This window comes from Nitrosomonas mobilis (assembly GCF_900103035.1).
GTDB classification, from domain to species: Bacteria; Pseudomonadota; Gammaproteobacteria; order Burkholderiales; family Nitrosomonadaceae; genus Nitrosomonas; species Nitrosomonas mobilis.
On record NZ_FMWO01000041.1, the window covers coordinates 51,487 to 64,320 of the forward strand.

A 12,834-nucleotide genomic window follows, 5' to 3' on the forward strand; every position below is an offset into this window, starting at 1 on the left:
TACTTGTATATTAAATACCTATCTCAATACTTCTCAAGTAGATTCTTCAATGCTGCAGATAGGGTATCAAATTTGAAGCTAAAATCATATGTCTCCATCAATTATTGAGAGGAGATCCGATAGCTATCCAATCCCAGCTCCGCCGCCTCACCGGGAATTAGCCGCGGCACGCCAGTCGGAGTGGTGAGCAGCGCTGGTCGACGCAATACTTCGCCAAGTATCTGTGCAGATACCAAGTGTCGCACCAGGTTGGGCGCGACCGCATTGACCGAAGCACTGTAACGCGTATTACACGTTGCGTTATGCCATATTGGAAAATATCATCGAGATGAGAATCCACGGTAGCCATCACCAATACTTCCACCCAGCCCCATCCTGAATAGTGGCAGCAGCTTTCCCAACACACCGCCTTTACCCAAGCTCTTCCCCATCAGATGAACGATTCCATCCACATCAGGAAGTGCCTGATCAGGTATCGATTCGTGCCTTATAGTCCCAGTTATACGCAGATGTGCCGGGTGTCTGGCTGGGCACGTCCAGCGTGGCGACTAAGCACCTTGACTGAATATCCCGATGCTCGCAGACTTGCTACAAGCGGCTGGCCAATCAGGACCAGTGGCGCCAGTCATCAACGGGTTCATGGCAGGTACGATATTTCATAAAGCTTCTTTACGGCTGGTTGCTGTGTTGAACGATGCGCGTATGTGCCAATCGGTCATGCAAAAACTGGCGATCACGGTCGAACAACGCCCACCATAGTCCAATTCCAAAGAAACTGATACCGATGACTGCCATTACATAGCGTTTGACTGCCTGCTGGACAGTGACCCGGTCATCACCTGTTGTCTCAATCGATACCAGTTTCATCCGCCACGTCTGCATGGCCAGCGTCTGACCACCATGCGTCCAGAACCAGGTGAAATAAATACCACCGATCGACAGCAGGTAGAACTGAAATAACGGCCTGAAATAAGCGGCGTTCGGATCACGAAAGACGAGATGAAACAGCAGACTGACTACAAACCATACACCAAGCAACAGGATGAATTCATAGCACAAGGCCAGCACGCGCCGACCGAACCCCGGCACCACTCTTTCTGTTGAAAAATGTGTTTTATTTAGCAGCTTGGTCATTGCCTTTGATTGTAGCTATCAACATATTAGGTCAATTTACGTGTACACCACAGTACCGCGGTAAACAGCAGGACAGCGCCAGCCTGATGCGCGGCAGCAAAAGTTAACGGGACTGCTAACAGCAGTGTGGTAATTCCCAATCCCACCTGTATTATCAACGTGAGTAGGAGCAGGTGACATGCCAGTCGGGCAGAAGTCGACAAATCTGTCGTGCGGAGGGCTTTGAACCAAAAATAGGGTACTAAAAAGATCAGCAGCCAGGCAATCAGGCGATGATCGAATTGCACCGTCGTAATGTTATCGAAAAAATTCCGGTACCAGGGGTCAAGCACGAACAATGCCGGAGGAATCAAGAACCCATCCATCAATGGAAAGGTATTGTATGCCTTTCCGGCATGGATGCCGGCCACCAGCCCACCAGACAGCACCATGATAAAAACCAATCCGGTCAGCGCCAGCGAGAAATGGCGCAATTTGACCAAAGATTTGGCAGAGTCTGCGTTGCTGGCATCAGCACTTGCATTTGATCCAGGCGATAACAACCCGGTTGCTACCCAGAACATTGCGGCATAGATAACGAATGCCAATCCCAGATGTGCCATCAACCGGTATTGACTGACATGAGTATTCTCTGACAGACCGCTCATTACCATATACCAGCCCATCAATCCTTGCAGCCCTCCCAGTATAAAAATACCGAACAGCTTGAGGCCCAGCGCACGATCAACCTGCTTGCGCACGATGAAATAAACCAAAGGCACAAAATAGACCAGCCCAATCAACCGCCCAAGCAAGCGATGGAAGTATTCCCACCAGAATATACCCTTAAACGCATCCAGCGACATGTCCTTATTCACCAGCTCATATTGCGGAATTTTCTGGTATTTTTCAAACAGGATCACCCAATCCTGTTCGGATAGCGGCGGTATGGTACCAATCAAAGGCTGCCATTCGACGATTGACAATCCCGAACCGGTCAGTCGAGTCACCCCACCAACAACAACCATCGCAAAGACCAGCACACAACAAATCAGCAACCAAACAGCGATGGCGGTATGGCTGCGCACTGGCAGAACCGGGATTGCAGATGTTTTCATGGTAGATGAGTTATATGCATGATTGTCAAAATTTATTATCAATCAAGAGTTGTTACGCATGCGCAACAAACGCTGCCGGTCACGCTCCCATTCCTTATTTTTCTCGCTTTCACGCTTGTCATGTTGTTTTTTACCTTTGGCCAGGCCAATTTCCAGTTTGATTCTACCTGTTTTATAATGCATATCCAACGGCACAAGGGTATAGCCGGCGCGTTCGACATTTCCGATGAGCCTACTAATTTCAGCCGCATGCAACAATAACTTGCGCGTTCTAACCGGATCCGGATGAATATGAGTAGAAGCAGCAGGTAAAGGGCTGATGTGACAGCCAATCAGAAATAATTCTCCGCGCCGAATAACAACATAAGCTTCTTTCAGTTGAACACGCCCCGCACGAATGGCCTTGACCTCCCAGCCTTCGAGCACCAAACCCGTTTCGTATTTTTCTTCGATAAAGTAATCGTGAAAGGCTTTTTTATTTTGCGCAATACTCATCGACAATTTGTACGGGAAAAAGGAATATGACTTTTAGAAAAATTTCGTTTAGTGTAGCAGCTTTTGGGAAAGGCTGAAAAATGGTCGGATAAGATCACGCTACCATTTGATCAGACTTTCCTCTGGCATAACACCATTCGCAAAGGATAATTTAATGTATGGCTGAAATAGAAAAATCCGTGTTAGTTAGTTATTCGGCAGCACAAATGTTTAATCTGGTAGATACGGTAGAGAACTACCCGGCCTTCCTGCCGTGGTGTTCTGGAGCCTCCATGCAAATACAAGATGATGAAGTGGCACATGCAACGATTCACATCAATTATCACCACATCAAACATAGTTTTACCACCAAGAACAACCGACGCCCACCCGAACTAATTCAGATGGAACTGCTGGAAGGACCTTTTGAGAAGCTCGATGGGCACTGGCGTTTTATTCCTCTATCAGATAATGCCTGCAAGATTGAATTCAGCCTGCATTACACTTTCTCGAATAAGCTGCTGGAAAAGGTAGTGGGTCCGGTTTTTTACCTGATCGCCAACAATTTTGTGGAAGCTTTTGTTGCGCGCGCGGAAGCAGTTTATGGCACATCAGCCTGATCCGCCAACCCACATTCCGATTGAAATTACCTGCGCGTTTCCTCAGCACCAGTTCCTGAAAAAACTTGAAGTAGTCGCTGGCACAACCATTGCGCAGGCAATCGCGCTATCTGGTATTGAAAAGTTTTTATCGGACAAAAATTGCACAACACAGTTCGTCGGTGTTTTCGGCAAACGCGCGAATATGCAAACAGTATTGCAAGCCAATGACCGAGTGGAAGTCTATCGCCCGCTGGCAATTGACCCCAAGGAGAAACGCAGAATGCGTTCGGCTGGCCGGCAAAAACGGTGAGTTCTATCAATTGGGCCCAACAACGATTGGGATTACTCTGCGCAAGAATAAGAGTACCTAGTTATGAACCTGAAACCGTTTTCGCTATTTTATGCAAATCAGCTTCCATGTAATTGCCAAAAGTTGGTTGGTGTAAGAATTGGGTATTTATCAACTAAAGTGAGCAGATTCTTATCACCAGTAACGAGGTAATTAGCGCTTGAAGCCAAAAGTGTTCCAAGAATGAATGATCTGTCACATCTCGCAAGTGCGAATATGACGTTTCCAGCGACTCCACAAAATCTCGAATTTCTTGATTAGACGACCCCAAGCGATGATGAAGTCTTGGCAACACGCCGTGTGATTCATCCAAGATATAGTGCGAAAGTATTACATTCAAACTGTCACTTATCCAAGCAGAGAGTATTTTTCCTGGGATGGAACCAGAAAAGTAGTACGTTTGTATTCAATACAATGCCAAGCTGCGCCATCACGGCGTTAAGGATGCCTGCTGTCCGAGATTATTGCTTCAATTTCAGTCATGCCTTCTTATGGTGGAACATTCATATAAGCTTCGGTGATTGATTGGCTGAGGCTGTCTAATGTTAATATGGTTTGTGTCGTTTTCATTCTTGGTCATGGACCTGATGCCGAGCTTTCGTCGCAACACCTGGCTGGTTTTTCAATCCACGTCGACAGCGTGGCTGGTGAAACTTCCAGCCCATACAGATCGTCGATCAGTTGCGCGATCCGCGCGAGGGGCAACAGTTGGCCTTGCGTCAGATGAACCGCCAGCGCGCGAATGTTCGGCTCATACATACTGCACCGCTCCGCGGACGCCTGAGAGAAATTGACTCTCGTGCAGTTTACCGCATCCGCATTGCAGTCGCAGGGGGCGAGGTCTCCCCACATCCATCGCAACGCTCCGGTAAGCCATGCTCAATCACCTCGCCCGGTTCCCGCACGCGCTTGAGAGTCATTCCTTTGTGTCTGATCTGGCCACCAGACTTGGCACCCGAGGGGCGGCGCAGTGAGCGTGTCTTCTTTAGCTCATCGAAGGACGGTGGCGTGCTCGAATTGTGGCGGTCCTTGGATAATTGAGTTTCCGATTCTGACACGCGCGCAGTCAAAATCCGAACCTCTCCGAATAACAGGCGGATCAAATCATTCTTTTGATCCGAGGTTAGGAGATTCAGGTTCGCGCGTGACTCGTAGTATGGTAAACAACTGACAAGAACTAATTAGTACCTGCTCGGAAACCTCTATCCCAGAAAAACTATGTCTGCATTAAACGTTGAAACTAATTTTCTCTCGTCCGAGAGCGGCCTGGAGTCCAGCGATGGGCAATTCCGAAGCTATAAGCGACAGACCGGCAGGCGACGGCATTGCTACAGAAAATGACATCCTTAGCCAGAACAGTCCGCAATGAAAGCTCCAATGAAAGCTCGATTGTCTTTTTATCAAGCACATTCAATATGGAATCCGCTGTTGCACCAGAGCGGTCGCGTACTACCAGCACAGACACCTGGTCTTTGCCTGTGCCACGTGTATAGATTTGCTTGCCGCGTTTGCGCGGTGGACGATCCAAGTGACGTTGACCTTTGCAGGAAAGGGGAAAGGAGGTTTCATCCGCGTTGATGATTTCTTGCAGGCGACTGGCTTTAGTAGCTGCCGGCAAAGTCAGGAACCGATGACACCAGTGAAAACTGGTATTTTTGTCTGTTCCGCATTGCCTTGCCTGTTTTTTTGACCGCGGCCAAGTTACGATATTTTTCAACCACTCGCGAAAATCAGAGACTTTCATGACTATGACTTCCAGTCTTAATATTCCAGTTTCCATTCCATTGGACAAAAATACATTTTCAACGTTTAATGCAGACTTAGCCTAAGTAAATGCATAATACCCCCTTATTTTTAGCCGCACCGACCCAGATGTTATCCATCGGCTCGGCTGCAAAGGCGCATGCAAGCCCAAAATGAGGGCGTATCCGTTTTTAGACTGTGCTGCTGACTGACAGCCCCGGCGTTCACAAAGATATTTAAGATATCTGGAGCAAGTTGCGACGATTCTTGAAAGCAGTTACTGGAAATGACAAAAACTGCTGCTGATCATTTTCATCAAACTCAATTAGAAAATATTCGTTTAATGGCAAATCTGTCACAAATCATCCTGCTGCTGGGCGTTACGGTATCAGTTGTACTCGCTTTCCAGCGTCTGCACATTCCCACCGGTCTGGGTTATATTCTTGTCGGGGTAATTCTCGGACCCCATACTATCGGTGCGGTCGTTCACGTGCCGGAATTCAAGGTCATGGCAGAGTTTGGTGTGGTTTTCCTGCTATTTACGATCGGTCTGAATTTTTCCTTACCGCAATTGCATGCCCTGCGTCATCAGGTGTTGGGACTCGGTACCGGACAGGTGTTTTTTACGACCATCATGGTTGGTATCATCGCCTGGCTAGCCGGGCTAGCTGCTCCTGCGGCATTCGTGATCGGAGCAGTTTTTGCCCAGTCATCGACTACTCTCATCGGCAGTCAGCTGGCCGAGCAAAAAGAAGAAAACACTCCTCACGGTCGACTCGGGTTGGCGATGTCGGTTTTCCAAGACGTCACGGCAGTACCATTTCTGGTGGTCATTCCTGTGCTGAGCATGGCAGTTGGCGCCGATTTATTGGCCATCGCGCTCGGTTGGGCGATTGCCAAAGCTTTACTGGCATTCGCGCTGGTCTTCTACCTCGGCCGTTGGGTCCTGCGCCCACTGTTTCATCTGGTTACCTGGCGTCGCTCCGCCGAAGTGTTTACTCTAGCCGTGTTAATGGTGGTTTTACTGGCCGCCTGGACAACCTTCAACCTCGGACTGTCATTGGCATTCGGCGCATTTTTGGCCGGCATGATGTTGGGCGAGACCGAATTTCGTCACCAGGTCGAATCCAGTATTCGACCTTTCCGTGATGTACTGCTCGGTCTGTTTTTCATCGGTATCGGTATGCTGTTCGACCCGGCGGCATTGCCACGTATATGGAATTTGGCCTTGCTCGGCGCGCTGCTTCTGCTTGTAAGCAAAACGCTGATTGTGGCGGCCATGGTGAAGCGCAGCGGCATCGATACTTTGATGTCATGGCGGACGGCACTGCTCTTGTCGGTAGGTGGGGAATTCGGCTTTGCCCTGTTGGCCATTGCACTTGACGCCCAGGTAGTCGAGGCCGAGGTAGGGCAGATCGCACTGACCGCTGTACTTTTCTCCATGACCGCAGGCGCATTTATAATCCGCTTCAATTACGCCATCGCCAGCGGACTGACGAGCGCTTTTGGACTCAATCGCAAGGCAGATCAGATTATTGACCAACGACTGACAGACGTACCTGAGCCACTAGTTATTATTGGTGGTTATGGACGTGTAGGGCACACCATTGCTGTACTGCTTAAGGAAAGTGGCGTACCATTCCTGGCCATTGATACCAACCAGAAAAGGGTGGCACAGGGACGCGCCGATGGCCATTCTGTACTCTATGGCGACATCTCCGATGCCGAATTACTGACGGCGGTGCATATCGAAAGGGCCTCGCTGGTAATCGTCACGGTAGATGATCACGCCGATGCCCTACGCACCGTTGTAGTGCTGCGCGGCAATTGCCCGCACATACCTATCATCGCGCGAGCACGCGATCTCGAAACCAGTTCGCAACTCATTACCGCCGGCGCCACCCACGCTTATCCTGAAGCGATTGAGGCCAGTTTGCGCTTGGGAGCAACGGCTCTGCGGATGCTGTCGATTCCTACCGACGATATCGATGCGATGATTCAGGACGTGCGGGATTGGGACTATAAGCCTGTGCTCGAAGAAAAACCCATTCAGGAGAACGACACCTCTCGCTAATCAAAATTTGATTTAGGCGTGTGCGATAACCGACTGATCTGTGACAACGCCCGTTACTACCATGCCCAGTTAGTGAAGGGCTACCTGGCGAATTCCAGAATCGAACTGGTTTTTCTGCCGCCTTATGCACCGAATCTCAACTTGATCGGGCGGTTCTGGAAATTTTTCAAGAAAACCGTACTGTATGAGCGCTACTACGAAACCTTTTACCAATTCAAAACAGCGTGCAACAATTTCTTTGCCGGACTAGACTAGTACCACGCCTCGCTACGCTCGCTATTGACCGATTGCTTCCAAATCATCGGTCACGCTTGAGTGCCGAAATTTGAAGTGCGGTGGGTATAATCTGACAAAGCATCAACAAAGTATTTAACCTGTTTTAGCACTTCCTCTACCGAAGTAAATTCACGCATTTACCACTGCACCGCACCTAATCTGGTCTGAGTTTTCTTGACGTTCAAAACAAAAAATGGCGGCTATAAAAAATGTTATTCCAATCCAGTAAAGTGACATGGCCCAGAGATTTTTTATCTTCTGGCAGATATTTATGCATCAACCGCGTGACCTGAAAATCATTGGAAAGCTGAAACGTTAAAATCGGATCATAAATTTCTTTACGAGAGGCCTGCTCTATATATTCTGCAGGTGAAAGCTTGTCCGCGAATTTATAATAGTTTGGAATGCGTCTACCGGCCAGAATCGCCCGCAGATTCATGTGCAGAAGCTGACCGGCATGATCAGGGCGTGAGAATTTAATTTTACAGATTAATCCGAGCTAAAGCTCCACTCTGGACAAGCCACTATATTGCTAGCCAAAGAGGGATGTTATGACTACTGACCAGATTATTATTTTTGCTGTACTCGCAGCAACGCTTGGTTTATTTATCTGGGATAAATTGCGTTATGACATCGTCGCTATCTTAGCTTTATTATCGGTTGCTTTGACTGGCTTAATTCCCGCCGATAAAGTGTTCTCGGGACTTGCCCATCCAGCAGTAGTAACCGTGGCAGCTGTGTCGATTTTAGGACAAGCGTTAGTAAATGCGGGGGTGGTCGACGCTATCGCAAGACAACTCACCCGTGTTGGCAATCACCCAACCATGCAGATGGCCGCCCTGACTGTTACGGTGGCAGTTTGTTCAGGATTTATGAACAACGTTGGGGCGCTAGCGTTATTAATGCCTGTGGCGATCTGGATGTCACGACAAAGTGGTCACTCTCCATCAATGTTTTTAATGCCGTTAGCATTTGGTTCGTTACTCGGTGGTTGCCTGACTCTGATTGGTACGCCACCTAACATCATTATTGCTAGTTATCGAACTCAAACAGACGCTCCTGCGTTTGGCATGTTTGATTTTTTACCAGTTGGTGCTGCAATTACCCTTGTCGGCGTTATTTTTCTGGTGCTATTTGGTCGTTTTTTAACTCCTCAACGGCAGGCGACCAACAGCGAAGATGAATTATTTGAGATCAATAGCTATCTCACTGAATTAAGCGTTCCGGAAGAGTCTGATTATATGGGCCGCAGCTTGATGGACTTGGTTGCTGCCGTTGAGGATGAAGCCGATATTACTGTGGTGGCATTGGTGCGAGGTGATGATCGTTTCAACACGCCTTCTATGTATAAGGTTTTGCAGCAAGATGATGTTCTGTTGATTAAAGCTGATCCGGATAGTTTGAAAGCACTCACTGATATCACGAAGTTAAAGCTGACCGGAGGTAAAACCGATCAACAAATTGAAGATGAAAAAAAAGAAAAATCAGAATCAAAAAAAACTGAGAATTTGGACGTTGCCGAAGCCATACTGGCGCATGATTCGATACTGATAGGAAATACCTTAAGCAGTTTGTCTATCCGCCAACGCTACGGCGTTAATATTCTCGCTGTGGCACGCCAAGGTCATCAGTTAGACCAACGGCTGCATAAAATCCGCTTTGTCGCAGGCGATATTTTACTGATGCAAGGCAGTGAGGATGTGCTTAAATCGGTGATGGTTGACCTCGGATGCCTACCCTTGGCTTCACGGGGATTGAGTTTGGGCCAGCCAAGAAAGGTGGCTATCGCTTCACTGATCTTTGTCGCCGTTATTCTGTTGATTATGTTTGATGCCATCCCCACCGCGACGGCAATGGTAGCTGGAGTAGCAGCCATGTTCTTTGCTGGTTTATTACCGATTGCAAAGTTATACAAGAGTCTGGATTTGCCAGTCATTGTGCTATTAGCCGCGATGCTGCCTGTTGGGCAAGCTTTGGAAACCACAGGTGGCTCAGAATTAATTACCAGCTTATTACTTAATATGGCCGAATCGACGCCACCTGCAATGACATTAGTCATTCTAATGGTGGCCACAATGTTACTGTCGAATATTATCAATAATGCTGCAGCGGCGATATTGGCTGCACCGATAGCGTTGAGTGTGGCCAGTGGTATGGAGGTTTCAGCCGATCCATTATTGATGGCTGTGGCGATAGGCGCTTCCTGCGCTTTTTTGACACCGATCGCCCATCAATCTAATACGTTGGTCATGGAGCCGGGTGGATATAGTTTTGCCGATTACTGGCGACTTGGTTTGCCCATATCCATTTTGGTCATATTGACCGCTTTACCCGTTATCTTGTGGGTATGGCCGTTGTAAACTTCTAATCAGAATACCTTTTGTCTTGCTCGGGATTTAAACGCTATTCGAAACGTGCAGGCTAGCGATTGCAGCAAGGCTAAAGCGGTATTCGTTTAACACCAGAGCGAGTCAATTTTGGTGAATAACTTAGACCTCAGCCTTCGCAGGTGCAGCAACTTCATCGATCATCGGCAGTACTGAGACGATTCGATATCCTTCCTCAATCTTAGCGGTTTCCTCTGCGACAAAAACGTGAATTTCATCTTTTTGGTTTAAGTAAAACAGCTTGATTGCTTTTGGATTTTTCGCCAAATAGGCATCGTAATCAAATTCTTCGGTTATTTTGGTGGTTCGAATCTCATAGTCCTTGGTGAGCAAACTGGAAAGTTTAGCAAAGGTTGCCTGGTCATCAAAGAGGGTGTATCCGCGCAAATCCTTTGCGGAGAGGTGCTTTTCCAGTGTTTTTTGATCGGTGGTCGTTGCGATATGGAAAATGTGCTTACGACCAAATTCAGTTGAATAGCGTATTGAAGCGATAGCATTGAGTTCCTCTTGAGGTGATAACGCCAATAGCTTGCCGATACCGATCAGGTCAAGGTGTTGGTCGGCATATTTGGATACGCAATTTCCATAAAAAGTTGCTAGCCCCTCCATCCGGGCGGTCCGAATATTGCTATAATTGGAGTCGGCGACCAGCACCTGAGCACCATGCTTTTGGAGCGCTAGGGCGATAGCTCGCGCCAGTGGATTTGCTCCTACTATCAAGAATCCATTGGGCTCTGGGTCTGAAACACCGAGCCAGCGTCCCAGCGTTCCAGCCGTCAAACTTTGTACTAGTACCGTACCAATGATCACGGTAAACGTTAAGGATACTAAAAGTTCCGCATTCGGGTAGTTGATAGCCTGCAGTTTAATCGCAAATAAAGCGGAAATTGCTGCTGCAACAATGCCGCGCGGACCAATCCATGCGATCAGCAAGCGCTCTCGCCAGCTCAGTTCGGAGCCGATGGTCGAAACCGCCACCGTCAGTGGCCTCGCGACGAATTGAACCAATAAATAACAACCAATCGCGGTGCCAGCAACCGTGATCAATCGATTTAAATCGAGCTGTCCGGCGAGTACAATAAAAAGTACCGATATCAATAGCACGGTGAGGTTTTCATTGAAGTTAAGGATATTCTCGATATGGATTTTTTCCCGGTTAGCGAGCCATATGCCCATCAAAGTCACGGCAAGCAGACCGGATTCGTGGGCAATATAATTGGACGCACTGGAAGTGAGCAACACCAGCGCCAAAGTGGCCAAATTATGTAAATATTCCGGAACCCAGTGGCGATTGAGAAGCTGCTCAAGCAGATATCCGGCGGCAAGTCCGAGCAGAGCTCCGGTAAAAATAATCTCGACGAATAACCAGACCAGGTGGCCCAGCGGCAAGCCACTGCTGTTGAGAATAATAAATTCAAAGACCATGACCGCGAACAACGCACCAATCGGGTCAATCAGTATGCCTTCCCAGCGCAAGATGTTAGATATGTTGGCGTTCGGCCGAACCGTCCGTAATATTGGAACTATGACAGTGGGACCAGTGACTATCATCAAAGAGCCGAACAATATGGACAGTGATAAATCCAGTTCGAATAACCAGTAGGCGCCGAAGGAAACAACCAACCAAGTCAACATCGCACCGAAGGTAATCAGGTGCCTGACGACATTGCGTACCTGTTTTATTTCGCTGAATTTCAGCGTCAGACTACCCTCAAATAAAATGATGCTAACCGCAAGCGATACTGCCGGGTAAAGCAGATCACCAAAAAGGGCCTTGGGATCGAATAAATGAAACACCGGCCCAGCGATGATACCCACCGCCAGCAGGGGCAAAATCGCAGGTAGACCGATGCGCCAGGATGCCCATTGGCAGAGGAATCCGAGCACAATAATCAAGACGATAGTCAAGCCGATATTTTCCACGAAGACCTCGGAATCAGTGAAGAGCTGAACGGTCGGTGCAAGCCGACACGGATAATTGATTTGGTTGCAACGGCAATAGGAATTGCTGCGACTACTTTAGCTGAGAGTTGCACTAAATCCAAATGCTGGTCGGAAATATACTGGTCAATGGTACGTACTGCAACATTAAAAAGGGCTATGTCTGCATTAATAGTTGAAACTGATTTTCTCGTCCGAGAGCGGCCTGGAGACCAATGATTGGCGAGTTGTGCCCACCCCAACGTTCCAGCCATCTACGCCAGCCCAGGTAATTTTCCAGGTATTTGGTTGCGACCCCATGAAATCTTTTCATCCACTGTTTAAGTCTGCTGTCGTAGGCATTAACATTCTGGATATGGTAAACACCAGCAATGACTCGAATTCCAGCAGAGAGATTGACGGGGCGATGGGTAATTCCGAGGCTATGAGCCACAGACCGGTAGACGGCAGCGCCATCACTACAGAAAATGGCATCTTTTGCCAGGATAGCCCGCAAAGGCGGCTCAATTGTCTTTTTATCAAGCGCATTCAACATGAAATCTGCTGTTGCACCAGAGCGGTCGCGTACTACCAACACCGGCACCTGGTCTTTGCCTGTTCCACGTACATGGATTTGCTTACCGCGTTTACGCGGTGGACGATTCAGGTGACGTTGACCTTTGCAGGAAGAGGGAAAAAAGGTCTCATCCGCCTCAATGATTCCTTGCAAGTGGTTGGCTTTAGTAGCCGCCGGCAAAGTCAGGAACCGATGGCGCCA

15 protein-coding genes and 1 pseudogene are annotated in these 12,834 nt (G+C 48.2%); 5 read left to right on the top strand and 11 right to left on the bottom strand.

The window, feature by feature from the left end; all coding sequences use genetic code 11:
• Positions 1-101 precede the first annotated feature (101 nt).
• The 5 genes from NSMM_RS15995 to smpB form a co-directional block, all read right to left on the bottom strand.
• Positions 102-245 (bottom strand): hypothetical protein, encoded by a 144-nt coding sequence (locus NSMM_RS15995; protein ID WP_218121013.1) that lies wholly within the window; start codon positions 243-245, stop codon positions 102-104.
• Between the two features lie 75 nt (positions 246-320).
• A complete protein-coding gene (locus NSMM_RS16755) occupies positions 321-452 on the bottom strand; it encodes a hypothetical protein (RefSeq protein WP_281200888.1) in 132 nt (43 codons plus the stop codon).
• A gap of 217 nt (positions 453-669) precedes the next feature.
• Positions 670-1,134 carry an RDD family protein gene (locus NSMM_RS04800; RefSeq protein ID WP_090285140.1) on the bottom strand — a complete coding sequence of 155 codons (465 nt, stop codon included), beginning with the start codon at positions 1,132-1,134 and terminating at the stop codon, positions 670-672.
• Positions 1,135-1,160: 26 nt separating this feature from the next.
• Positions 1,161-2,231 carry a COX15/CtaA family protein gene (locus NSMM_RS04805; protein WP_090285142.1) on the bottom strand — a complete coding sequence of 357 codons (1,071 nt, stop codon included), beginning with the start codon at positions 2,229-2,231 and terminating at the stop codon, positions 1,161-1,163.
• Positions 2,232-2,273: 42 nt separating this feature from the next.
• Positions 2,274-2,726 (bottom strand): SsrA-binding protein SmpB, encoded by a 453-nt coding sequence (gene smpB, locus NSMM_RS04810; protein ID WP_090285144.1) that lies wholly within the window; start codon positions 2,724-2,726, stop codon positions 2,274-2,276.
• Between the two features lie 158 nt (positions 2,727-2,884).
• Here smpB and NSMM_RS04815 point away from each other — a divergent pair, with 158 nt between their 5' ends.
• Both NSMM_RS04815 and NSMM_RS04820 read left to right on the top strand, forming a co-directional pair.
• Positions 2,885-3,325, top strand: coding sequence for a type II toxin-antitoxin system RatA family toxin (locus NSMM_RS04815; protein ID WP_090285146.1), 441 nt, complete (start codon positions 2,885-2,887; stop codon positions 3,323-3,325).
• Positions 3,309-3,617 carry an RnfH family protein gene (locus NSMM_RS04820; RefSeq protein WP_090285148.1) on the top strand — a complete coding sequence of 103 codons (309 nt, stop codon included), beginning with the start codon at positions 3,309-3,311 and terminating at the stop codon, positions 3,615-3,617. Before NSMM_RS04815 ends, NSMM_RS04820 begins: the two co-directional genes overlap by 17 nt.
• Positions 3,618-4,232: 615 nt before the next feature.
• On the opposite strand, the gene NSMM_RS04830 is transcribed toward NSMM_RS04820, so the two are convergent.
• From NSMM_RS04830 to NSMM_RS04835, 3 genes and pseudogenes are all read right to left on the bottom strand, one after another.
• Positions 4,233-4,415, bottom strand: a complete 183-nt coding sequence (locus NSMM_RS04830) for an IS66 family transposase (RefSeq protein ID WP_090285150.1) — start codon at positions 4,413-4,415, stop codon at positions 4,233-4,235.
• A gap of 47 nt (positions 4,416-4,462) precedes the next feature.
• Positions 4,463-4,759: a DUF6444 domain-containing protein gene (locus NSMM_RS16985; RefSeq protein ID WP_425412350.1), complete on the bottom strand. Its 297-nt coding sequence runs from the start codon at positions 4,757-4,759 to the stop codon at positions 4,463-4,465.
• Between the two features lie 173 nt (positions 4,760-4,932).
• A pseudogene (locus tag NSMM_RS04835) lies at positions 4,933-5,343 on the bottom strand (IS1595 family transposase); the annotation flags it as partial.
• Positions 5,344-5,685: 342 nt separating this feature from the next.
• Between NSMM_RS04835 and NSMM_RS04840 the strand changes: the two are divergent.
• Both NSMM_RS04840 and NSMM_RS04845 read left to right on the top strand, forming a co-directional pair.
• Entirely contained in the window at positions 5,686-7,473 is a 1,788-nt protein-coding gene (locus tag NSMM_RS04840; RefSeq protein ID WP_218121014.1) for a cation:proton antiporter, read from the top strand.
• An 18-nt stretch (positions 7,474-7,491) separates the two neighbouring features.
• On the top strand, positions 7,492-7,728 hold the full coding sequence (locus NSMM_RS04845) for a transposase (RefSeq protein WP_090285152.1): 237 nt from the start codon (positions 7,492-7,494) through the stop codon (positions 7,726-7,728).
• 202 nt (positions 7,729-7,930) lie between these two features.
• Here the strand turns inward: NSMM_RS04845 and NSMM_RS04850 are convergent, their stop codons facing one another.
• Entirely contained in the window at positions 7,931-8,188 is a 258-nt protein-coding gene (locus NSMM_RS04850; protein ID WP_218121015.1) for a hypothetical protein, read from the bottom strand.
• A 112-nt stretch (positions 8,189-8,300) separates the two neighbouring features.
• Here NSMM_RS04850 and NSMM_RS04855 point away from each other — a divergent pair, with 112 nt between their 5' ends.
• Positions 8,301-10,109, top strand: coding sequence for an SLC13 family permease (locus NSMM_RS04855; RefSeq protein WP_090285154.1), 1,809 nt, complete (start codon positions 8,301-8,303; stop codon positions 10,107-10,109).
• A gap of 129 nt (positions 10,110-10,238) precedes the next feature.
• Here the strand turns inward: NSMM_RS04855 and NSMM_RS04860 are convergent, their stop codons facing one another.
• Entirely contained in the window at positions 10,239-12,059 is a 1,821-nt protein-coding gene (locus NSMM_RS04860; protein WP_090285156.1) for a cation:proton antiporter, read from the bottom strand.
• A 175-nt stretch (positions 12,060-12,234) separates the two neighbouring features.
• A partial coding sequence (locus NSMM_RS04865; RefSeq protein ID WP_143001862.1) for an IS1595 family transposase occupies positions 12,235-12,834 on the bottom strand: 600 nt, incomplete at its 5' end.